The sequence below is a fragment of the Pseudoalteromonas sp. GW168-MNA-CIBAN-0100 genome, from assembly GCF_040309225.1.
GTDB classification, from domain to species: domain Bacteria; phylum Pseudomonadota; class Gammaproteobacteria; order Enterobacterales; family Alteromonadaceae; genus Pseudoalteromonas; species Pseudoalteromonas arctica.
The window spans coordinates 20,674-46,460 of the sequence record NZ_JBEOOL010000035.1; the positions used below are offsets into that span (position 1 = coordinate 20,674).

General features: G+C 38.8%; 21 protein-coding genes. 12 read left to right on the top strand and 9 right to left on the bottom strand.

Annotated features, from left to right (window positions below):
• Positions 1-264: 264 nt before the first annotated feature.
• Positions 265-747 (bottom strand): putative 4-hydroxy-4-methyl-2-oxoglutarate aldolase, encoded by a 483-nt coding sequence (locus tag AAEY62_RS17505; protein ID WP_024591947.1) that lies wholly within the window; start codon positions 745-747, stop codon positions 265-267.
• 3 nt (positions 748-750) lie between these two features.
• Positions 751-1,404 carry a TetR/AcrR family transcriptional regulator gene (locus tag AAEY62_RS17510; protein ID WP_004334664.1) on the bottom strand — a complete coding sequence of 218 codons (654 nt, stop codon included), beginning with the start codon at positions 1,402-1,404 and terminating at the stop codon, positions 751-753.
• A 181-nt stretch (positions 1,405-1,585) separates the two neighbouring features.
• Here AAEY62_RS17510 and yddG point away from each other — a divergent pair, with 181 nt between their 5' ends.
• The gene (gene yddG, locus AAEY62_RS17515; RefSeq protein ID WP_024591946.1) at positions 1,586-2,500 is read left to right on the top strand and encodes an aromatic amino acid DMT transporter YddG; all 915 of its coding nucleotides are present in this window, start codon (positions 1,586-1,588) and stop codon (positions 2,498-2,500) included.
• A gap of 60 nt (positions 2,501-2,560) precedes the next feature.
• Here yddG and AAEY62_RS17520 read toward each other — a convergent pair whose 3' ends face one another.
• Positions 2,561-3,241 (bottom strand): LytR/AlgR family response regulator transcription factor, encoded by a 681-nt coding sequence (locus tag AAEY62_RS17520; RefSeq protein WP_024591945.1) that lies wholly within the window; start codon positions 3,239-3,241, stop codon positions 2,561-2,563.
• Positions 3,235-4,743 (bottom strand): sensor histidine kinase, encoded by a 1,509-nt coding sequence (locus AAEY62_RS17525; RefSeq protein ID WP_024591944.1) that lies wholly within the window; start codon positions 4,741-4,743, stop codon positions 3,235-3,237. Before AAEY62_RS17525 ends, AAEY62_RS17520 begins: the two co-directional genes overlap by 7 nt.
• A gap of 343 nt (positions 4,744-5,086) precedes the next feature.
• Here AAEY62_RS17525 and AAEY62_RS17530 point away from each other — a divergent pair, with 343 nt between their 5' ends.
• Positions 5,087-5,950 (top strand): ABC transporter ATP-binding protein, encoded by an 864-nt coding sequence (locus AAEY62_RS17530; RefSeq protein WP_197236465.1) that lies wholly within the window; start codon positions 5,087-5,089, stop codon positions 5,948-5,950.
• A complete protein-coding gene (locus AAEY62_RS17535) occupies positions 5,944-9,099 on the top strand; it encodes a M1 family aminopeptidase (protein ID WP_024591943.1) in 3,156 nt (1,051 codons plus the stop codon). The genes AAEY62_RS17530 and AAEY62_RS17535 overlap by 7 nt, the downstream gene beginning before the upstream one ends.
• Positions 9,100-9,171: 72 nt before the next feature.
• On the opposite strand, the gene AAEY62_RS17540 is transcribed toward AAEY62_RS17535, so the two are convergent.
• A complete protein-coding gene (locus AAEY62_RS17540) occupies positions 9,172-9,687 on the bottom strand; it encodes an ankyrin repeat domain-containing protein (RefSeq protein ID WP_024591942.1) in 516 nt (171 codons plus the stop codon).
• Positions 9,688-9,817: 130 nt separating this feature from the next.
• A complete protein-coding gene (locus AAEY62_RS17545) occupies positions 9,818-11,344 on the bottom strand; it encodes a catalase (RefSeq protein ID WP_024591941.1) in 1,527 nt (508 codons plus the stop codon).
• Between the two features lie 427 nt (positions 11,345-11,771).
• On the opposite strand from AAEY62_RS17545, the gene AAEY62_RS17550 reads away from it, so the two are divergent.
• The 5 genes from AAEY62_RS17550 (at position 11,772) to AAEY62_RS17570 (ending at position 18,621) form a co-directional block, all read left to right on the top strand.
• Positions 11,772-12,446: an HAD family hydrolase gene (locus AAEY62_RS17550; RefSeq protein WP_024591940.1), complete on the top strand. Its 675-nt coding sequence runs from the start codon at positions 11,772-11,774 to the stop codon at positions 12,444-12,446.
• Between the two features lie 210 nt (positions 12,447-12,656).
• Positions 12,657-14,378 (top strand): purine-cytosine permease family protein, encoded by a 1,722-nt coding sequence (locus AAEY62_RS17555; protein ID WP_024591939.1) that lies wholly within the window; start codon positions 12,657-12,659, stop codon positions 14,376-14,378.
• Between the two features lie 60 nt (positions 14,379-14,438).
• Entirely contained in the window at positions 14,439-15,962 is a 1,524-nt protein-coding gene (locus AAEY62_RS17560) for a mannitol dehydrogenase family protein (protein WP_350635550.1), read from the top strand.
• Between the two features lie 2 nt (positions 15,963-15,964).
• Positions 15,965-16,882, top strand: coding sequence for a carbohydrate kinase family protein (locus AAEY62_RS17565; protein ID WP_007584308.1), 918 nt, complete (start codon positions 15,965-15,967; stop codon positions 16,880-16,882).
• Between the two features lie 269 nt (positions 16,883-17,151).
• The gene (locus tag AAEY62_RS17570) at positions 17,152-18,621 is read left to right on the top strand and encodes a carbon starvation CstA family protein (RefSeq protein WP_010553606.1); all 1,470 of its coding nucleotides are present in this window, start codon (positions 17,152-17,154) and stop codon (positions 18,619-18,621) included.
• A gap of 84 nt (positions 18,622-18,705) precedes the next feature.
• Here the strand turns inward: AAEY62_RS17570 and AAEY62_RS17575 are convergent, their stop codons facing one another.
• Positions 18,706-19,224, bottom strand: a complete 519-nt coding sequence (locus tag AAEY62_RS17575; protein ID WP_101163235.1) for a TetR/AcrR family transcriptional regulator — start codon at positions 19,222-19,224, stop codon at positions 18,706-18,708.
• Between the two features lie 393 nt (positions 19,225-19,617).
• On the opposite strand from AAEY62_RS17575, the gene AAEY62_RS17580 reads away from it, so the two are divergent.
• The 4 genes from AAEY62_RS17580 to AAEY62_RS17595 all read left to right on the top strand — a co-directional run bounded on the left by AAEY62_RS17580 (position 19,618) and on the right by AAEY62_RS17595 (position 22,068).
• Positions 19,618-20,238 (top strand): glutathione S-transferase family protein, encoded by a 621-nt coding sequence (locus tag AAEY62_RS17580; RefSeq protein ID WP_101163234.1) that lies wholly within the window; start codon positions 19,618-19,620, stop codon positions 20,236-20,238.
• 49 nt (positions 20,239-20,287) lie between these two features.
• Entirely contained in the window at positions 20,288-20,980 is a 693-nt protein-coding gene (locus AAEY62_RS17585) for a cupin domain-containing protein (RefSeq protein WP_024591935.1), read from the top strand.
• Between the two features lie 97 nt (positions 20,981-21,077).
• A complete protein-coding gene (locus AAEY62_RS17590) occupies positions 21,078-21,458 on the top strand; it encodes a SpoIIAA family protein (protein WP_002960091.1) in 381 nt (126 codons plus the stop codon).
• Between the two features lie 157 nt (positions 21,459-21,615).
• A complete protein-coding gene (locus tag AAEY62_RS17595) occupies positions 21,616-22,068 on the top strand; it encodes a nuclear transport factor 2 family protein (RefSeq protein ID WP_024591934.1) in 453 nt (150 codons plus the stop codon).
• Positions 22,069-22,112: 44 nt separating this feature from the next.
• Here AAEY62_RS17595 and AAEY62_RS17600 read toward each other — a convergent pair whose 3' ends face one another.
• Both AAEY62_RS17600 and AAEY62_RS17605 read right to left on the bottom strand, forming a co-directional pair.
• Positions 22,113-23,060, bottom strand: a complete 948-nt coding sequence (locus AAEY62_RS17600; RefSeq protein WP_350635552.1) for a carbohydrate kinase family protein — start codon at positions 23,058-23,060, stop codon at positions 22,113-22,115.
• 112 nt (positions 23,061-23,172) lie between these two features.
• Positions 23,173-25,569, bottom strand: coding sequence for a TonB-dependent siderophore receptor (locus tag AAEY62_RS17605; RefSeq protein ID WP_024591932.1), 2,397 nt, complete (start codon positions 25,567-25,569; stop codon positions 23,173-23,175).
• Positions 25,570-25,787 lie beyond the last annotated feature (218 nt).

The following is a 25,787-nucleotide window of genomic DNA, read 5'->3' on the forward strand; positions in this document are numbered from 1 at the left end:
CATTTTCTTCGCGTTATAATAGATCACTAATTTAATGCAATTGCTAAAGCTGTGCTTTTTAATCGGTAGTTTTGATTTTATAGTGCTTAGACTAAGCAAGAGGAATGCCATAAATTAAAACCCTGTCCAACTGGTCAGGTTTTGTTGGGTTGTATGAGATTTGTAAATGTGGGCTATAAAAATAGTGAGATTAAAATGAGCTAAAACAAACCAACTTGGTGCGTAGGTGCACCAAGTTGGTCTCTATTTATATGGTTTTGAGTGCTAAATAAGCGGTGTTTTACTGATGATTAAACCATTAATATCGGCGTAAACCCAATCGTTAGGTTCAATAGTGGTGCTAAGCATGGTAACAGCTTGGTTTTTATCACCAAAGCCGCGCTTTAAGGTACTACGCGGTGTAGAGCCTAGCGCCATTACAGGTAAGTTCATTGTGGCGAGTATTTCAATATCTCGGCAACAGCCATTTATTATTACGCCTTCCCAGCCATTATTTAGGGCACGCTCAGCCATAATATCGCCTATAAATGCAAAGCGTTTGCTCGCAAAACCGTTTATAACCAATACTTTACCTTCACCATTTTCATGCAATATATCGGCGGCAAAAGAGTTGTCTTCTGGGCAGGTAACGGTAACTACTTTGCCATAAAACGTGGTTTTTTTACCAAAGTGATAAAGGCCGCTGTCTGCTACTTGTACGTTATCGCGATGATCGTCAAATAAATCGGGAGTAGTAAAGGATGTCATGGGTTAAGTCTCACTTTGCTCAGGTATTTTAAGACCAATACCTTTTAAAATTATGTGGGCAATTGATTGCGTAATTTGTGCCACATCGGTTTCGTCGTACTCTAATTTGTTCATTACGAGTAAAACCTCAGCCTGAAAGTCGGCGTAATATTGCGTGGTAGACCAAATAGTAAAAAGCAAATGGTAGGGATCAACCTTATCCATTTTATCTGCGTCCATCCATGCTTGAAGTACATCAACCTTTTGTTTAACCCAAGGGCGGGTATTGGTTCTAAAGTAGTTTTGTAAATAAGGGGCACCGCGCAGTATTTCACTAGCAAATAAGCGAGATTGCATTGGCTGATTTACGGCCAGTATTACTTTGCTTTTAATATAGTTATAAAGCACGGTAGCTGGATCGTCGTTAATTGTGACGTTATCGAGCCCTAAGTTCCAATTAGCTATTATGCGGTCGATCACAGACTCGTACAGACCATCCTTACTTTTAAAGTAATACAAAATATTAGCTTTTGGCACCTGCGCTTCTTTAGCAACCATGCTCATACTTGCTCCGTCGTAACCTAGTTGCGAAAACAATTGCTCGGCGGCATCTAAAATTAGTTTTTGGTTTTTCTCGCGTGTCACTTCTTTTTTATTTGGTTTTATTTGTGTGGTCATTGTTGAGTTTGCGTGTTTAACGTATTGATTGATTGTAGCTTTACTGACCAAAAGGTCAATTACTAAAAAGGGTGAATGTTAAAAACAGGCGAGAGGTTTAAGCTATTAACTTTAATTGTTTAATTAAATAATTACTGTTAGTTTAGTTTCAAATTTACGAGTAGTACTTTTGGATTGGCAAATGGATTTTATAAGCAAAAATAAATATACACTATATGGAGTCGCTGCAATATTACTGTGGAGTTGCTTAGTTGCATTACTACGGGATATTTCTGAGTTGTTTAGCCCCATTGGTGGTGCTGCGGCTATGTATTCTGTCAGTGCGATATTTTTAATTTTGGTTATGGGAGTGCCCAAGTTTAGTAGTTTTTCGAAACGCTACTTGGTAGTAGGTACTTTATTATTTGTATCGTACGAAATTTGTTTGGCGCTTTCTATTGGTATGGCAAATAGTCGTCATCAGGCAATGGAAATGGCGGTTATTAATTATTTATGGCCCACGCTAACAATATTGCTCTCTATTATTATTGGGCGCAAAAAAGTAAGTTACTGGGTTTACCCAAGCATGATTATTGCTTTTTTAGGCGTTGCTTGGTGTATTACGGGCGATCAAGAAATGTCGGTCGATACGCTTGTTACTAACTTTGCTGATAATCCTGCTACTTATTTAATGGCATTAGCTGCAGCGTTTATATGGGCTATTTATTGCGTAGTTACGCAAAAGCTGAGTAATGGTAAAAATGCCATTACGTTATTTTTTACTGTTACGGCAATGAGTTTGTGGGCGCAATATGGTTTTAGTAATGAAGCGCCATTAACGTTTTCACTGGGCTCAAGCATGACGTTATTATTAGCTGGTGTAGTCGTGGGGAGCGGTTATGCACTGTGGAATCAAGCTATTATTGGCGGTAACTTAATGCTGTTGGGTACGCTTTCGTACTTTACACCGGTGTTTTCTACTATTATTTCAGCGCTGTATTTATCTATTACGCTGAGTGCTTCGTTTTGGCAAGGGGTTGTACTGGTAACAGTGGGCTCGCTAATTTGCTACTTTGTAACGCGAGAAAAGCCGCAAAGGTTAAGTGCTAAAGTTTAGAGTCGCTGATAGGGGGAGCTTAAAGTTATGTTTTAGGTAAACATAAAATAAGATCTCAGGTTAAATAATGTCGCGCACTTGTTGTTTAAATGACTTGCCAATTTTTACTGACACGCCTGATGCTAGTTGAACGCTTTCATTACTTAACGCAACCACTTTGTGTTGGTTAATAGCGTAAGATTTGTGGACTTGAATAAATGAAGTATCAAGCTCTTGCAATATGTATTTGAGAGTGCAGCTTGCAAGTAATGCTTTTTCACCTTGCCATACTTTTACATAATTTCCATACGCTTCAAACATGTCTATGTCGCTTAATTGAATTTTATGTTTTTCACGATCGATTTTAAGCGTAATAGTCAGAGGTGCCTTGGGATTTAGCGTTATGTGTTTTCTTTTTTTCCGTACTTTATTGAGTGCTTGTTCAAGGCGTTGCGCAGAGACTGGTTTTAGTAGGTAGTCAGTTACGTCAAGTTCAAAACCGGCTAAAGCATATTCTTGATACGCACTAATAATAATCACTTGTGGTCGATTCGCGAGCACTTTGAGTAATGCAATGCCTGATAGTTCGGGCATGTTTATGTCTAAAAATAACAAATCAATAGATGATGTGGCTAAAGCACATAATGCATCTTTAGCGTTAAGGTATTGTCCGCTTATATTAATGTCTTTATGTGCACTTAAATGATGAAGTATAACGTCATGCGCGAGCGGCTCGTCATCAACAATTATTGTGTTTAACATGCAGGCAGCTCCAATTTAAGTGTGGTTTGCCAAAGATTTTTATTTTCATTAATAATTAATGTGTACTTATTTGGATATAAAAGAGTCAGCCTACGGCGTAAATTGTTAAGTCCCACCCCATGCTCTGAATTGTTATTAGGTAGAATAGGGTTAGAGGAAAATAGCGTTAGTATGTTATCGGCCATGGTGATTTTAAACACAACCGTTACTTTTTGTGACGTGGGTTCTACACCATGCTTTATCGCGTTTTCTAAAATCATTATTAACAGTAGTGGCGAAATTAAATAGTGTTGTTGATATTCAGGCCATTGCACATCAAAGTTGCAGCGCTCAGCACTTCGTAAATGCTGCAATGCAATAAAACCTTTTAAGTAATTAATTTCTTTTTCTAAACTCACCTGTGCTTTTTGGCCTTCATAAACACTGTAACGCAGTAAGTTAGCTAATTGCATAACAAGATCTGGTGCATTATCTGCTTTTTTTAATGTTAGTGCGTAAAGGTTGTTTAATGTATTAAATAAAAAATGAGGGTTAATTTGCTGTTGAAGTAGCTTTAGCTCTGTTTTTGTTTGTTGCTGGGCAATGTTGCTAATTTGAACGTGTTGTTGCTGTCGTTCAAACGCTAAAATAATCGGTGTGCTTATAGCCAAAAATAAGAATACAAACTGATAATTTTCAGGGCTGAAAATATTATCATTACCGCCTGGTGTTAAGTTAGCAATGCCTGAGGGTAAATCGTTAATAGGTAACAGTAGCAAGCACGATGTTAATATAGGTGTAAGTACAACGAGGCTTATTAAACTTGCAAACAAAAATATTAATACGCCATGATAGGTTAATACGTAGCGTATTAATAAATATCTATTTAATAAATACACTCCATATACTAATCCGGCACAAACAGTAATTTGCCAAAGGTAACCCAAAAAAGTATCAAACTGTGTGAATACTTTATAAACGTCAATAACAGGCTCAATAGGCTGATTTAACATAGGATCAGTGTGCGTATTGAGTATGCTTGATGTAACTATTGCCCAACCTAAAAGTACTATAAACACGACAGTATCAAGTGAAAACAAGGATTTAAGCCATTTATTACTCAACACATTGTTATTTTTATTAGTGCGTTTAGTAATAAGCCATATACCACTTGCAGATGCGCACAGTGTCCAACATTGTGCATCAAGGTATTGCCATTGCGAAAAGTTAAGAAGTTGGTTATTAAATACTAGCAAGAGAGATGGATAGGCTAAAAAGCCTAACAGCCAAACTATGATTGCGGGTGTAAGTAATAAACGATATGCAAACGCATGGGCAATAAAAAAGGGAATACACTGTAAAAAAAGTTGAATATTAATAGCCAGATATTGGCTCGTTGAATCCATATGTGATGACAAAAAGCGTATATGAGAGTCGAGCATAATAGCGGCTATTAGCGGTAAAAAAATTATTAGCTGGGTAATGCTAAAGCGTTGCCATATTGGTGTATTGGCTTGCTGCATATGTGACTCCGTTTTTATTATAGTTTCTGAGCAGATATGCTTAGATAAAATTGTCTTTTTATTTTAAACATTACCTTTGCACAATTCACTACGCTGAGCGCGCTAGTTTATCCATAAAATTGTTTCAATCATAATTTATTTTTAAAATAATTATTTTATTTCATAGGGTTAGTAACCGTTTTAAGCATACTAGGCCGTTTATTTAAATGATGAAAGGTCATATTTAAATGACCAACGTTACTTTTTTATGTTCATCATTTATTTCAATACGTTAACCATTATTTTCTCGCTTGTATTGACTTGCTTTCTTAAGCTGGTGCTATACCAATTAAGGATGAAACTAATGCTTACACTGAAAAATATCAACAAAAAATACGCAGATGGTACGCAGGCTTTGAATGATGTGACGATCACTCTACCCGCCGGTATGGTCGGTCTACTTGGCCCTAATGGGGCGGGTAAATCAACACTTATGCGCACACTCGCGTGTTTACAAAATGCCGACTCCGGACATATTAATTTTAATGGCCTTGATGTGATTAGCCAACCAGATGCGCTTAGATCGCAGCTAGGTTATTTACCACAATATTTTGGCGTGTATCCCAATATGAGTTGCCGGGCGTTACTTGAGCATATTGCCGTATTAAAAGGCATAGATGGTAATGCACGCAAAAACCAAATTAATAGTTTACTTGAACTAACCAATTTGACTCAGTTTGCTAATAAAAAGGTCGTTAATTTTTCGGGAGGAATGAAGCAGCGTTTTGGCGTGGCTCAGGCTTTGTTAGGTAACCCAAAACTAATTATTATGGATGAACCCACTGCTGGGCTTGATCCTGTGGAACGAGAAAGTTTAAATAATTTACTCGTTAGTATTAGTCAAAATAGGTTGATATTGTTATCGACCCATATTGTTGAAGATGTAGAAAATTTATGTCACTACGTGGCCATTATAGATCAAGGAACACTCATACAAAGCGGTGACGTAAAAGAGTTACTAGTTCCTTTAGAAGGTAAGATTTGGCAGCTCGAAAGTTTACCTACGGGCATACCAAATCAGCATGTATTAAGTAAGAGCCATCGCTATGGTAGAGCGTCATTTCGTGTGTATGCAGACACAGCGCCTGCACAAAATGCAATAAACTCGCCCGCTACGCTTCAAGACAAGTACTTTTTTGCACTCAATGAAGGAAGTCAAACATGTTAATTTTTAATGAGTGGCGATATGCAGTGCGCCAACCACTTGTTTGGCTGTGCATTATTATCCCTTTGGTATTTGCGGTTATGTTGTCCTCTGGGCTTGCAGCAGTTGAAGTTAATTCGTTAAAACAATTTAAGTTAAATATTACAATGCTACAAATGATGCAGTTACCTGTGCTTGTAGGAGTATTGGCGCCCGTTATATTTTTACGAGATCAGCACGCGTCAATGCAGGAGCTTATTTATGCTACGCAAACTAGCTTATTTAAGCGCAGTTTAGCAAGAGTATGCTTACTGATTTGCTTGGTTTTTATTATTAGTTTAATCAGTGATTTAGTAATGATATACATGCAAGTAAGGCAATTGGGCTATATACCAAATATGGTTTCTTTTACTGTATTTAATAGCTTTTTAGTGTTGTTACCAAATAGCTGCTTTTTAGTTGTTGTTGCCTTTTTTGTTTGCCATAAATCAGCTAATTCATTACCCAATTATGTTGTTTTTGCGGTGTTGTGGATAGGCTACATAATGCTTGCAAGTATTACCGGAAATCCAATACTTGCTGGAAGTAGTATTATAAGCAATCGATTTTATACATTATTTGTTTGGCTTGACCCTTTTGCATACACAGCCGTAATAAACAGTTTAACCAATTCATTAGGGGCTTCATTTGCTATTAATCGCGTTGTTGTGAGTATGCTTACTGTTGGTATTTTTTATATTACTTTTAGTAACAATAAAAAAAACACATTATTAAAGAGTGAAAATGGTAAAAATACTAACGAATACATTCGTTACAACACGTTAAAACCCGCTGAATATAAAACAGCGAGAGTCACGCAAAAACCATTTTTGATGATGGCCAGTTTATACAAAATTACGCTGGTTAATTTGGTTTCACACCCTGTTACTTTACTGATTATTTTTGTTTGGCCGGTGATGGTTTTTAATAGTGTTGCCTCGTCGTCTAGTTATGTTGAACCAATGAGTGTTATGAGCACCACAAGCCTTGATGCGATTAGCTATTATGCATTTGATATGCAATTGTTGTTTGGCACTTTATTAATGGCTTTGTGGAGCTGGCAAGTAAGCTGCTTTGCTAAATACTATAATATAGCTGAGCTGATCGCTGCCACACCGCTCAAAACATATTACTTTTTAAACAGTCAGTTACTGGTCCTAGGTACTATGATATTGGTTTTTTTAACAATGAGCTTATTAGGGGTAAGTGCAGCTCAGTGGTTTTTACACAGTGCATATCAATTTGAAGTACATTTAACCATTTTATTTTTGATGGCAATTGTGCTTGCCATTATTGCGTGTGTATTTTTGTGTGTATTTAATTTGTGTCGTTCGCAGCTTATTGCGGGTTTGCTAATTGCTGTTATTTTACTGATCAAATTTACACCGATAATGACTTATCTTGGTCTTACGCATACATTGTGGAGTGTTGGTTGGACGCCTTTGCAGGCACCTGATAACTTTTGGGGTTATCGTGCAAGTATAAGTAGTTATTGGCCTTATATATCAGTTTGGTTAGTGGCGTGTATAAGTTTAGTTATAATTACGGGGATTTTTAATCACCGAGGTGCCGGGTTGAGCCAAAGAGTAATGGGGGTTAAACATTTTTGGTTACTTATACCTTTACTTATCACTGTGGCGCTATTTACTCAATTACATTTAAGACTGGTTGAGGAGAAGCCTTTAACCAACTCGCATAAACGCGAGGCATTTAAAGCACAATACGAAAAAGCATTCTCACAATGGCGCAATGTAGCACAGCCAAGCATTATGCACATTGATGCTAATGTAGACTTTTACCCGCATCAGCAGCAAGCTCATTTTTCCTTAATATATACCTTAAAAAACACCCATCAAGCCCCTATTAAAGAGATATTGGTTGGGCGCTCTGGTTTTTATAAATGGGCTGATATTGAAATCTATGGCGCGCAAAGGGCTAAAAGCTTTCCCTTGCTTAATCAAGCTGTGTTTAAGTTTGAGAATGAAATGCAGCCAGGAGAAATACGTAAACTAGTTACACGGTTTGATGTTCATCAAGCTAAGCTTTGGCCAGTAAGAGGCCATCAGATAATAACCCCTGAATTTAGCTATATACGATCAGTGCCTTTATTGCCGACTGTTGGCTATCAAGATAATTATGAATTAACCGATCCTATACTTCGTCAGCAACACACACTTAAAGTGAAGTCGGTGATTAGACCCACGAAGCTATTTGCTAAAACGGCGAAAGCAAGTACTCATTACCAGTGGCTTACTATGTCGAGTAAAGTGAGTACAACAAGGGGTTATCAGGTTATAACCCAAGGAGAGGAAATATCACGTACCAGCAAAGATGACCGCGAAATATTTCATTTTGAGACTCGTACACCCATAAATGCTATCCCAGCTTGGGTGACGGTGCCTTATTCCCCTGTTACCAAACAGCAAAATGGCGTGATATTAAACGTGTTTGCTAAAGATAAAAACGAGCCAGCACGAGCGGTGTCTATAGCTGTAAACCTCAGCGCAATGGGCGATACAATAAAATGGCTTAATAATATAAGCCCTTATAGAGCAAAACAATTGAGTTTAATAGGCTCGCCTAGTGTTGGTGCTACAGGTTATGCATTGCCGCAACTTATACTTATTGAAGACAGTGTTGGTTTTAGATCAAAGCCAAGCGCTAATGCAGGCTTTGATCAACGCTATCGCCGTGCAGTTCATGAAACCGCGCATCAATGGTTTGGCCATGATATTGGTAATGGGGTATTTTCAGATAGCGCTTTTTTAGTGGAGTCTATGGCAAAGTATATTGAGCTTGTTGTTATAGAGCAGCGTTATGGGAAAGCAACAATGCAAGCGCTGGTTGAGTATGAAACAACACGCTATGAGCAAAGTATGCTGATGAACATAAAGGAGCGATCAGCCTTAGTTGATGCTACACAAAGCTTTGATCAATATTCGCGAGCAACCATTGTCTTTGCTAAGCTACGCGCTGCTATTGGGGATGAACCCATTATTAATGCGCTCAAGTTGGTTTGGAAAAATCATGGTTATCCAAACAGTCCCGCTAATTCTATGGATTTTATACGAGCATTAAAACATGAAGCTGGAAAAGAACAAGAAAGCTTAATAAACACACTGTTTTTAGAGTAAGTACGTTTAATTTGAACATATATTTAGTAAATCAAAAGCCCTATTATTTTAGGGCTTTTTGTTGTGTGCGGATTATTTTGCATTATTTACCTGCGCTAGTAACTCTATAACTTTTTGTTGACCAAATGTTTGTGCAAATTGCTCGGCTGTTTGACCTGCTTTGTTTTGATGCGCATTGTCGCAATCAAGGCTAACAAGTGTTTTAGCGATACTAAATTCACCTCTAAAAATAGCGGCCATTAGCGCTGTGTTACCACGGTTATCTTCTAAACAGGCATTAGCGCCTAAGTGCAATAGCGTATTAACTGTGTTTTTATTACCGTGATAAGTGGCAATCATTAACGCGGTGTAACCTTTATTGTTGTAGCTGTCGATAGGGATACCAGCATCTACAAATTGCTCTATTACAGCGGTGTCGTTGGTACGTGCTGCGGCAAAGTAATAAGCAAATAAGCTTTGGTATTGAGTTTTTGCAGAATGTTGGCTTTCAACTTGCGTACTGGGTGTTTGTGTACTTGGGGTATTTTGAGCGTAAACGCTACTGGTAAAGCTCAGTAGTAGAGCGACTATAATTAATAAATTACGCATAACAATTGTCTCTTATAAAAAGAGGAAGGGGGTTATCCCTTCCTCATTATTGTGGTTGTTTGTATAGCTGCTTAGTTGGGACTAATTTTTACAACTGATTACTTACAGCTAGTTAATTACAACTAGCTACTTACAAGTTAGCTGCTAGTTGTTTAACCATTTTAATATCGCCGTTTACAGCTTTAGTTAAGCGTGTACCGTACTCACTGTCTGCTTTGTAAAAGTGGCTAAGCATTTTGTGTTTAACACTGCTGTTTTGCACTTTGCCTAAATCGCCTGCTAGGTTATTAATTAGGTTTGTACGTTCTTGTTTGCTAAAACCACGGTATATAACACCTGCTTGCGCGAAGTTTTGCTGCTTTTTAATCGCGGCTTGTTGTACAAAGCCTTTAAGCTCTGTGTTACTTCTACGTGCAATTGGGTTTTCAGCTACGTTTTCTTGGCTTGGCTGGTAGTTCACATTGCTTGTTGTGTTCCCGTAGTTCATTGCACCGTCTTGGTTGTAGTTAACCACTTCAACTTTTGCACGGTTAATTGGCAATTGCTGGTGGTTAGCACCTAGGCGGTACATTTGTGTATCAGCGTAAGAAAACATACGACCTTGTAATAAGCGGTCTTCTGATGGCTCAATACCTGGAATAATGTTTGCCGGTGCCATTGCTACTTGTTCTGTAGATTGGAAGAAGTTAGTTGGCATACGGTTTAAGGTCATTGTTCCTACTTTAGTTTCTTTAATGTCTAACCACATTTTTGTTGCATCTAACGGGTTGTAATCAAAGTCATCAAGCTGCGATGGATCAAGCGTTTTAATGTACAGATCCCATTTAGGGAAATTGCCTCTGTTTATTTCAGTGTATAAATCTTGTGTTAAATGCTGAAAGTTTTGGCTTTGTACTTTTGCCACTTCTTTTGCGTCAAGGTTATCAATACCTTGTTGACTTACCCAATGAAACTTAACGTATTTAACATCACCCGATTTATTAATCATTTTGTATGCATGTACACCCCAACCGTCCATTTTACGAAGACTTGCTGGTGTACCGTAGTCGCTGTAAACCCACGTTAGCATTTGTGTAGAACCTGGTTCGTGCGAGAAAAAGTCAAATACACGGTTAGGATCTTGAATGTTATCAACCGGAGATGGTTTTAAAGAGTGAACCATGTCTGGAAATTTAATCGCATCACGAATAAAGAACACAGGTAAGTTATTACCTACTAAATCCCAGTTACCTTGGTCTGTGTAAAACTTAGTTGCAAAGCCACGTGGGTCACGCAGTGTTTCTGGGCTACCTTTTGAGTGAATTACTGATGAAAAGCGAACAAATACGTCTGTTTCTTTACCAGCTTGTGCAAACGGTGCTGCAATTGTTAAATCGTCTAGCTCTTTTGATGCTACAAACACACCGTGTGCGCCAGTACCACGAGCATGCACAACACGCTCAGGAATACGCTCACGTGCAAAGCGTTGCAGTTTTTGAATTAGTTGCACGTCCTCTAGTAATACACTGCCACGTTCGCCCGCAGTAATTGAATTTTGGTTGTCACCAACAGCTGCGCCGTTATCTTTAGTAAGTGTTGTTGCTGCGCTTGCCGGTAATGCTATTGCAAGTGCCAGTGCAGTTAGTGTTAATTTTGTTTTGTTTATTTGAGTATTCATTGTCGACCTCATCTATTTAAAAGTGCCGGCAGTGGTGCAGGCTGTTAATCTGTTAACGATAGTATTGATTTTATTAACTTCGGTAAAACTGATTAATTAGATTGATGTGATTTGTAAAATAGATGAAATAAATTAACAGGAGCACTTTTTACGTTAACGGAATTTTTTTACTACGACCTTGGTCGCAATATGCTTTTATAAAGTTGATTAAATACAAAGGTTTTTAGTTTTATCTGAGTGTATTTTCACCAAGCTGGTGCGTTTTATACTTACAGTGTGTTGACATATTCGTGCAATAAAGGGAATATGCTCAATCGGTGGGCTTATGCTCATTATTGAGTTGCACTAAAAAGCTGCACAATATTAATCGCGCTTAACTCGTTATACTTAAATTAGCTAAACCAAACAGTTTTAATAAGGTGACAAGATGAATACTAACATTGAGCTAGTGATATTTGATTGTGATGGCGTTGTTATTGATAGCGAAATTTTAAGCGCACAAGTACTCATTAATATGCTTGTTGAAAAAGGCGTTGATATTGACCGTGCTTATGTACAGCAACACTTTTTAGGCTGCAATTTTAAAACAGTAAGCCAAAAAATAGCGGATGCATTTAATGTCACTCTTCCTGAAAGCTTTGAAGGTGACTACCGCGAAGCACTGTTAAACGAATTTGAAACAGGGCTAACCACGACTGACGGTATAAAAGACGTACTTAACAATTTAGCTGTGCCTATTTGTATAGCTACTAGCAGCAGCCCAGCACGCACCGCAAAAGCGTTGAGCGTAGTGAGTTTAAGTAAGTACTTTAGCGATACGGTTTTTACCAGCAGCGAAGTTAAGCGTGGCAAACCAGCACCCGATTTATTTTTACATGCAGCTAAACAAATGGGTGTAAAGCCAGAGCATTGTTTAGTGATTGAAGACAGTAAAGCCGGCGTAAATGCAGGAATTGACGCCAACATGCAAGTACTGCATTACAGCGGTGGGCAACATATGCAAGGCTCTGTTAATCATGTACACAGTGCTTACCCAAATGTTGATCATTTAACGCATTGGCAAGATTTTTTTAGTGCATACCCTGCACTTAAAAAGCAGTAAACACGCAGCTTTTTAAATAAACAAAGTTTTAAACGCGATTTGCTCGCCTTACACACTGACAGGCAAGCAAACGCAAAATATAAATGTAGATGGTTTTGCTTTACTAAAAATAAAACAAAACATGGCAAAACATCATGCGTTTATAAGCCAAATTATAAAAGGCGAAGTATTTAGGTATTAAGTACTTTGCTGTTAACAATAGGAAATACCATGGCAACGAGTCCACACACACAAACATTTAAAGATGTAAACGAAGAGCAACTTCCTGTTGCTAATAATAAGCTTCACGGCTGGAAGCATTTTGCAGGGCTATACGCCGGCGAACATGTTGCGGCTACTGAATTTGTTATTGGTGCAACGTTTGTTGCATTAGGCGCTTCAACCATCGACATTCTACTGGGTTTATTAATAGGTAACCTGTTAGCAATGTGTTCTTGGTGGCTGATTACTGCACCCATTGCAGTAGAAACCCGCTTAAGTTTATATAACTACTTAAACAAAATCGCTGGTAACTCAATGACCAAGCTCTATAACTGGGCTAACGTGGTTATTTTTAGTGTTATATCGGCCGCCATGATCACGGTATCCTCCACCGCCGTGCGGTTTTTGTTTGATATACCTGCGCAACTTGATTGGTATCCAAATAGCTTTTGGTTTGTAGCCATTGTTTTAGCTGTTGGCTCTATTGTTGTGTTTGTTGCGATGTATGGCTTTTCTACGGTTGCTGACTTTTCGAAACTGTGCGCGCCGTGGCTATTTGTTATATTTATTGCAGGTTCGTTCGCGTTATTCCCTGAGCTTTCAAATCACGTATTAGGTTCTACCTCTTTAACTAGCTTTAGCGACTTTATGACCATAGGCGACTCCTCCATATGGACGGGCACCAATGCCGATGGTGAAAAAGGCATTGGCCTATTAGAAGTGATTGGCTTTGCATGGGCTGCTAACTCAATTACTCACTTTGGTTTAATCGACATGGCTATTTTTAGATTTGCTAAACGCAAAAGCTATGGCTTGTTTTCTGGCGTGGGCATGTTTTTTGGTCATTACTTAGCGTGGATCTCTGCCGGTATTATGGGCGCAGGTGTTGCGGTATTACTTAAAACAACTATTTCATCACTTGATCCGGGCGATGTTGCATACCATGCATTAGGTTGGACTGGCTTTGTTATTGTAATTATTGCCGGTTGGACTACAGCTAACGCAAACCTTTACCGTGCAGGTCTTGCAGCACAATCTATATTTGTTAATCAATCACGTGAACGCACAACCGCTATTGTAGGTGTTGTAACCGTGATTATTGCGTGTTTCCCGTTTGTATTTTCACAAATGCTTCCGCTACTTACCTACGCAGGCTTATTAGTTGTGCCAGTAGGCGGCATTGTGTTTGCTGAACATGTGTTATTTCCTAAAATTGGCCTAACACGTTACTGGGCTAAATATAAAAACATTACCCGCAGCGTACCGGCTATAGCATCTTGGGCGTTAGCGCTTGTGTTTGGCTTTGGTTTAAATGCTATTGATGTAATGTCGTTTTACTACTTGTTTATTCCTACGTGGATTTTCACAATCGTTATTTATACGCTTTTAGCTAAAAAATACGGCGCCGGTGAAGATTACACACAAGAGATTGAAGCAGAAGAGCAAGAGCAACGTGATATTAAAGAATATCAAGCTGCTGAAGCTAAAGACATTCCAAAGCCAGTAATTGACAGCTCTGTATTTACCAAAGTACTTAATGCGGTTTCTACGGTTTCACTGGTTATTATTTTTATATTTGCCAGCCAGGTGATGTTTTTCAGTGAAACTATGAGTATGTACAGCGCTAATAAATCGCAATTCGAAATAGCCTGTTTTATTTGTACTGTTATTTATTTTGTTACTGCGTACTGGTCGTTAAAACGCCATAAAGTACTCAATACAGCATCGTAATTACTTATCGTAATACAGTATCGTAATTTATATTTTATTTTTGTTTAGTAAGGTCGCACCATGACGCAACATCAACACACTGACGCTCTAGTTACAGGGCTAAACCAACAAAGCTTGGCTCAATTACCAAGCCATGTTGATACACCAACCTACGACCGTAGCGCAGTTAAAGCCGGTATTGTTCATATTGGCGTGGGCGGTTTTCATCGTGCTCATCAAGCGGTATATGTTAACGAGCTTTTAAAAACCCCAGGCTCTGAGCAATGGGGCATATGTGGTGTTGGCCTTTTAGAGGGTAACCGTGGTCTGCGTGATATTTTAAAGCAGCAAGATTACCTTTATACGCTTACTGTTAGACACCCAGACGGTAAAATAGATAACAAAGTAATTGGCTCAATGATCGACTTTTTGTTTGCTCCAGAGGACAAACAAGCGGTAATTAATAAGTTAGCGCACAGCGATACTAAAATTGTGTCGCTTACTATTACCGAAGGCGGCTACAACTTTAACCCTGCAACGGGCGAGTTTGACTACAGTAATCCAGATATTATTAACGACATTAATAACCCGAACGACCCAATTACAGCGTTTGGTTACATTACGGCTGCGTTAAAACTGCGTAAAGAGCAAGGCTTAGGCGCATTTACAGTGCAGTCGTGCGATAACATTCAGCACAATGGCAACGTAACACGCAAAATGCTTTTAGCCTTTGCTACAGAGCAAGACAAAAACCTAAGTGAGTGGATTGAGCAAAACGTATCGTTTCCAAATGCGATGGTTGACCGTATTACACCTGTATCTAAAAAGAGTGATATTGATTACGTGGTTGATGCATATGGTGTTAGCGACGAGTGGCCAATTACCTGTGAGTCGTTTACACAATGGGTAATAGAGGACACCTTTAGTGACTCTCGTCCAAATTGGGATGTTGTTGGTGCTCAGTTTGTTACTGATGTAACGCCTTATGAAACCATGAAAATACGTTTACTTAATGCAGGGCATTCTGCACTTGGTTTGTTAGGTTCAATCCATGGCTATGGCACTATTGACGAAACGGTATCAGATGAATTATTTGCCACATACCTACGTGCTTTTATGGATAAAGAAGTAACCCCAAATCTTGAACCACTTGAAGGCATTGACCTTGAAAGCTACAAAGATACGTTAATAGAGCGTTTTGCTAATCCTAATATTAAAGACAGCCTAGCGCGTATCTGTAGTGAAAGCTCAGCTAAACTGCCTAAGTTTTTAATTGCCACTATTAACGAGAACCTAGTACAAGGTCGAGATGTATCACTGGCAACGCTTGTTATTGCAACTTGGTGTTTATACAGCGATAAAGGTTTAAGTGAAAACGGCGAGCAACTTGAAATTCAAGATGCGATGCACAAAGAGCTTAATTCTTACGCGCAAGAGACTCGAACTAGCCCGATTGCATTTTTAAAGTTAACGAGCTTGTTTGGTAAACTTGAGCATAACGAAACGTTTACTGCTGAGTATAAAAAGTCGATTGCTGCGCTGTATGCACCTAATAGTAAAATTAAAGCCATTATGCAGGCTGTACTTGAGCAAAAGAGTAACTAATTATGAGCATTTTAATTAATCATAAATCAGGCGAAAACGTAAGTGTTAGCTGTTTTGGCGAAGTGCTGTGGGATTGTTTTGATTCAGGTAAACGCTTAGGTGGCGCGCCACTTAATATGTGTGTGCGTATTAACTCACTAGGCATTAAAGCCGATATGATCAGCGCTGTTGGTAACGACGAGTTAGGCGCTGAGCTACTTGGCGAAATTACTAGCAAAGGCGTAAGCTGCGAATACATTGCTATTAATAGTGACAAAAAAACTAGCACGGTTGAGGTAACACTCGACAGTGGTGGCTCAGCTAGTTATGAAATAGTGGCAGACACTGCGTGGGATAATATAGCGCTTACTGATGAGTTACTTAGTAAAGTTAAAAGTAGCGATGTATTTGTATTTGGCAGCCTAATTGGGCGAAGCGAAGCGTCTTTAGCAACATTAAATCAACTAGTTGATGTAGCAAACTTTAAAGTGTTTGACGTAAACCTACGTGCACCGCATTACAAGTTAGAAACACTTGTAGATTTAATGAATAAAGCAGACTTTATTAAATTAAACGATGAAGAGCTATACGAAATAGCAAAAGCGATGGGCTGTAAGTTTCATTCGCTTGAACAAAATTTAGCATTTATAGCACAGCAAACAAATACCGATTACTTATGTGTAACCAAAGGTAGCCACGGTGCTTTATTAACAATCAAAGGCGAGAATTTTTATAATTCAGGTTATTTAATTAGCGTAATTGACACTGTTGGCGCAGGGGATTCGTTTTTAGGTTCGTTAATTTATCAGCTTTGTAGCAACGACGACGCGCAATATGCCGTTGACTTTGCATGTGCCGTTGGAGCAATGGTCGCCGAAAGTTCTGGCGCAACACCTACTTTAACGCATCAACAAATTAGTGAGTTTATGAACCCACTTTAAAAAACATTGTGTGTGAAAGCGGTTATAACGTAAAAGTTTAACCGCTTTTTTTGTGCCCAAAATAAGACGTGTGTAATAAATATTCAATGTGGAGCGTTAAGTGTGCAGGTTGCGTAAATAGTGGCTTATATCGATTATTGTATTAGCTAAACGTCTTATTGTTTGAGGGTTGAAGCTTTGTTATTGTTCGTCGATTATTCACGGATTGAAAAGGCGGGGCGACACACAATGCGCTCTATAATACAAATACAAAAAGAGAAACGTGCTTTATGATCATCTTTTTTATCTGCCTCACTATTTTAATACTGGGCTATAAGTTTTACAGCCCATTTGTTGAAAAACAAGCCGGTTTGGATTCAACTGCTGACACACCACAAAAACGCTTTAGCGAAGGTGTTGATTACGTAGCTATTCACCCTGTACGAGCATTTTTAATTCAGTTTTTAAACATTGCTGGCGTAGGTCCAATATTTGGCCCAATTTTAGGTGCTTTATACGGACCAGTTGCACTAGTATGGATTGTACTTGGTAATGTTTTAGGTGGCGCTGTACACGACTTCTTCTCAGGTGTAATGAGTATAAAAGAAGACGGTAAAAGCCTACCAGAAATCGCAGGCCATTATTACAACGTCGTATTTAAAGGCTTTATGCTTGTATTTACTGCCATGCTACTGTTTTTTGTAGGTGTAGTATTTATTATGAGCCCTGCAGGTTTGCTAAGTAACCTTGATTTCTTTGAAGGTACAATACTGGCAAATAATACCTTTTGGGTACTCGCTATTTTAGCGTATTACTTTTTAGCGACCTTGCTACCAATTGATAAAATCATTACTAAGTTTTACCCAATTTTTGGTGCCCTTATGATTGTAATGACAGTGGCAATTGCTATTTCATTACTTATTAATGCGCCGCACTTACCGGTACCAAGTGACTTTTTAGCTTACTTTGAAGCTGATCACGCTCATGACTTTTTAGAGCCAAATCCAGATGGACTACCAACATGGCCATTGTTATTTATAACAATTACCTGTGGTGCTATTAGTGGTTTTCACTCTACTCAAGCGCCAATTATTGCGCGCTGTTTAACTAACGAAAAATACGTACGTCCAGTTTACTACGGCGCAATGATGTGTGAAGGTATTGTAGGTTGTGTATGGGCACTTGCTGGTATTGCAGCGTTCCCAGATGGTTACGCGGGCTTAAAAGCATTGCTTGATCAAGGTGGTCCAGGTTTAGTTGTTAACCATGTAGCTAACAGTTACTTAGGTGTATTTGGCGGTATAATGGCAATTATTGCAGTAGCCGTTTTCCCAATTACTTCTGGTGATACAGCGTTCCGTTCATTACGTTTAACAGTTGTTGATGCGTTTAATATTCCGCAAAGTTTACGTAACCGTTTATTAGTAGCGGTGCCTATACTTACTATTGCTTACTTTATGACGAAGCTCGATTTCTCATTAATTTGGCGCTACTTTGCATTTTCAAACATGCTGCTTTCTACAAGCGTATTATGGCTTGCCACTAAGTACTTGTTTGACCGTGGTACATTCCATTGGATTGCGAGTGTTCCTGCTGTTATAGCAACTGCGGTAACGGTTTCTTATATTGGTACTGCCGCAATTGGTCTTAACTTATCAAGTGATTTAGGTAAACCTATTGGTGCTGTAGTAACAGTGATTGGCTTAATTGTTTTAGCTATTGTGCACTCTAAGCATAAAGTTAAACCAACAGCGGTTTAATAATCACATAAGTTATTTCAAGCATTAAAAAATCGAGCTATTCATAATGAATAGCTCGCTTTTTTTGTGTACTAAATTTAGGTATTACTGAGTTGCAAGTTCAAAGTAACTGTTATCGTCGAGCGTTTTGCTTATCATCATAGCGCCCTCAAGCAAGCTCACTGTTTGAATAGCCGCTTTAGTAGGGTTGAGTTCACCATTAGCTAAATGCGCAGCGCTAAGCCATGTTAAATTTTGATTAAAAAAGCGTTTTACTTCAAGGCGTACTTTATCTGGAAGGCTATCGCTTTCGGCTCCTAGCAAACCACATAAACACATTTTACGATCGGTTACTAATGCACTTCTAAAAAGCTGAGTGTACACATCAATAGGATTTTTACCGCTTGCTTTAAGCTCGTTTGGCTCGCCTAACGCAGCTAAAAAAGAATTAGTATATTGATGAGCAAGCTCAGCACCTAAATCGGCCTTAGTCGGAAAGTGATAGTGCACACTGGCGCTCTTAATTCCAACTTCGCTTGCGAGCTCTCTAAAACTAAAATTACTGTATCCGCCAAGGCGCACCTTGTTTTCAGCTGCTTTTAATAACGCTTCTTTTTTACTCACTTTTAATATTTTCCTATCTGCAGTAATACCAATTTTATTAAAACATGATCATTGTATCGCATTAAACAACTCACTAACTGCGTTAAAAATTATTCATATAGAATAACTAGATGTCATAATTTTCGCCTTGTTGTTATTGCGCTATTTTCTTAGCGCAATAATAGATCACTTATTTAATGCAATTGGTATAGCAAAATTATCGACCTGTAGGTAGTTATTTACAAGCGTTTTTATTTTTAAGCAACCCCCTAATTTTATTATGAATTAAGTTAAATCCTATAAATCAGAAAAATTTAAACGTTGACTTAAATTTAGTTTAATATTATAAATTACCTATCGGTAGGTAGGTTGCTGCCATTAATTCACTTTTAAACAATAAAGATAGAGATTGCTATGAAAATTTATGATGTAGAAAACTTTCCAAACCCACTTCGTGTTCGTATCGCTTTAGCTGAAAAAAATGCCACTGCAAATGTTGAGTTTGTACCTGTTGATTTATTAAATGGTGAGCACAGAACAGAAGCCTTCTTAGCTAAAAATCCATTAGCAGGTGTGCCCATATTAGAGCTAGATGACGGCACGTTTATATCAGAAAGTACCGCTATTACTGAGTATATTGATACCGCATTTGAAGGCCCATCTTTAATGGGTGGAACCGCAAAAGAGCGTGCAGTAATTAACATGATGCAAAAACGCGCAGAATCTATGGTGCTTGACGCTGTGGCAACTTACTTTCATCATGCAACTGATGGCTTAGGTCCAGAGCTTGAAACGTATCAAAATGTGGCTTGGGGTGAAAAACAAGGCGAAAAAGCACGCCAAGGGTTTAGCTATTTTAATGATGTACTAGCGCAATCGGTGTTTGTTGCTGGTGAACAATTTAGTATTGCTGATATTACATTGTATGCTGGTCTGGTATTTGCTGGATTTGCACAAATAGCAATCCCGAATGAGTTAACCCATTTAGTTGCATGGCAAGAAAAAGTAGCAAAACGCCCAAGTGTTGCGGCTTAATTAGGTTATTAGTTTAAAATTTAAGTGGAGTTACGGTTAGGAGCCAAATATGAAAATTGCTGCCGATTTTAGTAAACGAGTTGTTGTACATAGCGAAACGCTCCCGTGGGTTGCATCGCCAATGGCTGGTGTTGATAGACGAGCGCTCGATAGAGTAGGCGACGAAGTTGCTCGCGCAACGACTATTGTTCGTTATGCACCTGGCAGTGAATTTTCGCCGCATGTTCATACAGGCGGTGAAGAGTTTGTTGTGCTTGAAGGGGTATTTCAAGATGAACATGGTGACTTTGTGGCAGGTTCTTATATACGTAACCCACCGCAATCAAAGCATAAACCGGGGTCTGAAAATGGCTGCGTTATATTTGTAAAGTTATGGCAGTTTCAGCCAGATGATCGAACGCACGTGCGTTTGCAAACAGACTTGATGCAAAGTACGGTGCATCCTAGTTTTAAAAATGTAGCCGTAACCCCTTTATACCAAGACGACTTTGAAGACGTATGCTTGTTGCACTTTAAGCCTAACGCTTGCATGGTTATAAACGCAAAAGGTGGAGCAGAGTTCTTAGTACTAGAAGGCTCATTTGATGAGCAAGCCGATACCTTTGTAAAAAACAGTTGGTTAAGAGTGCCTATTAATAGCTCTGTTAACGTTAAAGCGGGAAGTAATGGTGCAAAAGTATGGCTTAAAACGGGCCATTTAACTGATGTAGAAAACCAGATATCTCGCGTACAAAATGCGTAATTGAGTCGTTAATTTGAGATTATTTATTGATTTAGTTCAGGACTAATTAATTTTAGAAGGTGTACTTTACCACTCAGCCTATTTAAGGAGAGCAGTAATGGTACACACAACACATGGTTTATCGATTGGTCTTGAACGTGCAGGAAGAGAGTTTTTTTTAAAACTTAAAGCCGTTGGTACGCTTACTCACGACGATTATAAAATAATTACCCCAATGATAAACTCAGCTCTTGGCGAAGTTAAGCACCCAGTCGTGAACGCCTTAATAGATGGTAGCGAACTTGAAGGTTGGGAACTACGCGCAGCGTGGGATGACTTAAAGTTAGGTGTTAAGCACTCTAAAGAATTTAAAAAAGTAGCTATTTACGGTAATAAAGAGTGGCAAGCTCGAATGGCAAAAATAGGTAACTGGTTCATATCGGGTGAGGTTCAATACTTTGAAAATGCTACCGCAGCCATAGATTGGCTAGATGAATAGCTTGATTGAAAAAATTAAATTAAAGCACTCTTATAGAGTGCTTTTTTGCTCTATGGGTAACATTGTTAGGTAGTTACATTCGGTTTATTTCAATTGTTAATACTGCTCTATTAAAATACACTCATTATTATTGAGCAAACTACACATTATAAAAACAATGAAACAAGTACTTACCTTTATTACATTCCTGATATTTTCTACATCAATACATGCAAAAGATAACAACATATTCACGCCGGTTAGCGATCTTTTTTTGGCTGTTTCTAACGTTGATCACACGCAAATGCGTGCGGCCGTTGATGATTCATTTCTACTTTTAGAGCACGGTGAAGTGTGGACTATTAATGACTTTATAAATGTTGTTAAGCCTTCTGACTTTATAAGAACTAATTATTTTAGTGTTATAAATTCGCGTGTAGTGGGTGATGTTGCATTTATTAATTACTGGAATAAAGCCAATATTAAAAGCACCGAAAGAAGTATTGATATTTATTGGTTAGAAAGTGCCGTTGTATCAAAAGTGGGCGACAAATGGTTGTTATCGCAAATGCACTCTACTCGGTTACCCCAAGATGAAATACCAAAAGGTGTCACTTTTATAAAGCAATAGATATAACTCTAACTTGAAGCCCCGTAACATGGGGCTTTAATCATTTAAATTACATCAGCCAGCACAGGTAATGCCGGAAATGCCCCTTTAGCTAAACACGCTTTAGAGCCACATTTAAGAGCAAAGTGCAGGGCGCCTTTTACGCTCGCTTTATCATTTAGTTTATCTGCTAGTGGTAAATCACTTCCTAAGTTATTTAAGTAGTATAAAACCCCCGCTATAAATGCATCACCCGCGCTTGTTGTATCTACGGCGTTTATTTTTGGTGCCGATTCGTTAAGTATAAATGCGCTGTGGTAAACCGTGGCAGGCTCTGGTCCATCGGTTAAAAACACCAGTTTTACTCCGGTATTTAATAGCATTTGAATGTATTTTTCACCGCTTGTATCGCTATGCTGGGCTAAAAAATTAAGCTCATCACGCGAGAGTTTTACTATGTCACAATAGGTGTAACAAGCTTTTACATTGCTTGCTATATCGTTTGTGTTTTCCCACAAGCTGTAGCGTAAATTTACATCAAAACTGACGAGCTTATTATTCGCTTTTGCAAGTTTTAGCGCTTTAACCGTTGTGTTGGCAATTGCTGATTCGGTTAATGTGTTTGAACAAAAGTGTAGTGTGCTTATTTCTTGCCAATTTATATGCGCTAAATGCGCCTGGGTTAATAGTACATCGGCTGTATTATGGCGATAAAAGCCAAAACTACGCTCGCCGGTTTCATCAAGGCTTACTATAACCATGGCGGTTTGTGAGCCTGCAATGGTAAATAAATAGTCTGTATTTACATTGTATTGCGCTAATGCATTACTTAATTGATTGGCAAAATGATCGTCCCCTCTACCACCACAAAATGCAGCTTCACCTCCGAGTTTTGCATAGCCAACAGCTACATTGGCAGGTGCGCCACCTGGTATAGGTAAATAGGCCGAGTTATTAGCATCTTGTGGCAGCATATCAATTAATAGCTCGCCTAAGCACAGAAGTTTGGTCATTTGGAATATCCTGAAAAGCCTAGCAAGGCTAGGCTAAAAACGTGAAGGGTGTTATTTATTCATACTTTAAAAGGCGCTACAGTGATTACTCACCGCAGCGTAATACACACATTTAGTTAAAAGCGTATTTTAAAGTTACCGACGTTGTGCGGCCGTTAATAGTACGGGCACGAATAATATTGTTTTCAGGTACTGAGCCTTCTTCTGCTTCAGTGATACCTACTGTATCAAATAGGTTATTCACATTAAGCGCAATATTAAGGTTTTCAGATAAGTCATAGCTTACAAAGCCATTTACCTGTGTGTAGCCGTCAAATTGTAGATCGTTATTATCTTGAGCGTATGCATCGGTAGTACCAATGAAACTTACCCCTGCAGCGCCTTTTTCATAGCTGTAACGTGCCATTAATGAGTAAATTAAATCGGCTTGACGACGTGGCGTATTACCTACCACATCTGGGTTAAGCGCATCTTTTGCTATTTCTGCATCGGTCCAGGTTAAATTACCGCGAAAATCCCATGCATCAATAAAGTAAGTAGATTCTATTTCAATCCCTTTTGCTTCGTATTCACGGTCAAAAAATGTTTGTGATGTTGCTTCAAAATTTTGCTCTTCAGTTTCGGCAAAAAACGCAGTAGCAAACACTGATAATGAATCAAAGCGCTTTTTAACACCAAACTCAAATTGGTTCACTTCATCAACAGCATCTTCTTTTGCAACAGAGCCGTCGGCGCGTACTTTACCAAATAAAAGACGGTCAGCATTTGCGCGCCCACCTTTACTTATGCGTGCAAACGTAGCAAGGCTTGGATCAATTTGATAATTAGCACCAATTGAATAAGAAGAATAGTTCCAGTCGTAATTTACTGGACTGGCGTTGGCAATATCAATACCTGCAACGTTTTGCTCAGGGATTGATATTTCACCGTCGCGGTTCATATCTACAGTTGATGTTACAGCACCTGCATAGTTACCGCGAGCTTCGCCACTGTCGTAACGGGCACTTGCATCAATGCTTACGTCGCCTAATTTAGTAGAGAATGCAACGTATGGTGCACGCGTGTCGTACTCTGTGTCGTAATCGCGTTGGCAACAGTTTCCCCAGTAAGGTGTGCCATATGCATATAAACCATTTTCTGAAAATTCAGTACCGTCAGCTGCAGTAACATTTAATAATGCTGCATTGTCGCCTTTAAGCTCCATAAGGTATGAATTCCATAACCACGACATAGCAATGTTTTGAGTTGACGCGTAATAACCAAAGGTAATGCTGGTATCATCATCAAACGATTTAGTTAGTTTAAAGTCGTTAACTAGCGAATCGAAGTCGTTCATTGTTACGTCAAACGTATGAATTCGCATAGCGAGGTCGTCGTTAAATGCAGCGCCCGTGTTTGCGTTACTGAGTGTTGCGCCTACACCACCAATACTCTGTGCAATAGATGATGCGCTGCCAACCTCAGCAGGAATAAGCGAGTTAAAGTTGCCGCTTATTGATGATTTACGAAAACGGTTTTCGATACGCCAATCGTTATCTAAATCAAATACAGCTTCAAAACCAACAGAGTCAACCTTTGGATTCATACCATCGCGGATATCGCCGCTACTGATTTGGTTTTCACCATTTAAACGTACTGTTTTAGTAAATAACGCTGAGTGAGGTGTGTCTGATTGTGCATCAAAGCCAGCAATAGAGTCACCATTTGAGTACATTGGCATAGGAAGGTAGCCAACACTCTTATCGTCTAAGTGTTTGTAATAAAGGCGCACGTAACCGTTGTCGAAATCTTTAGTAAGGTTAGCTTTTATTTGGCCACCTTTATTAGACGTGTAACCTGTTTCGCGCGGGCCTTCGCCTTGTCGAACAAAACCACCAACATGAAAACGCACGCTATCGGTTAAGTAAGTGCCGTATTCGAAGTCTGTACGAACGCTGTCGTAATCTAAGCCAAGTGTTGTAGACACACTGCCAGATTCGTTTTCGCCATTTTTAGAGATAAAGTTAATAATGCCACCAGGTGCATTACTTGCTGCAGTAGATGCTGAGCCACCACGAATCGATTCGATAGTTTGCACAGTGTTATCTAATCGCATAAAAATATCTGAATTACCAAAAGCGATATCACCGTATTGCATTACAGGTAAACCATCTTCTTGTAATTGTAAAAATTTTGCACCGCCTGAAGCAACTGGCAGGCCACGAACAGCAATATTTGCATTGCCTTCGCCACCTGTAGATTCTGCACGAATACCAGGGATTATTCTAAAAGCCTCGGCTGTTGAGCGAGGAGTAGACACTTGAACTTGTTCAAGTGATACGCTACTAACTGATACGCTTGAAGCCATGATTGTTGTTCGACGTGGTACGCCGGTTACAACAATTGTTTCAAGACCTTTGTTTTGTGATGCTTCAGGTGTTGCTTGGTCTGTTTCTTGTGCGTTAACGCCTTGACTTACGGCAAGTGCTAAAGCGCTGATTAAATATAAAGGTGTATTGTGTGTTGTCATGTGAACGCCTCGTTGTGTTGAACCCAGTAGGATTTGTTGTTTTTACTTAATCGATTAAGTAAAAATAACAAATATTTTACAATAAGCAAATCATTTTGTGTTTAATTTGCTCTTTTATTATTCATGTATTGATTTTAAAAGCCTAGATTCAAATTGTAAGTGCATAACTTGTTTTGGCTAGATTAAGTGGTCAGTTGCTCATAAGCTAACTGCTTTTT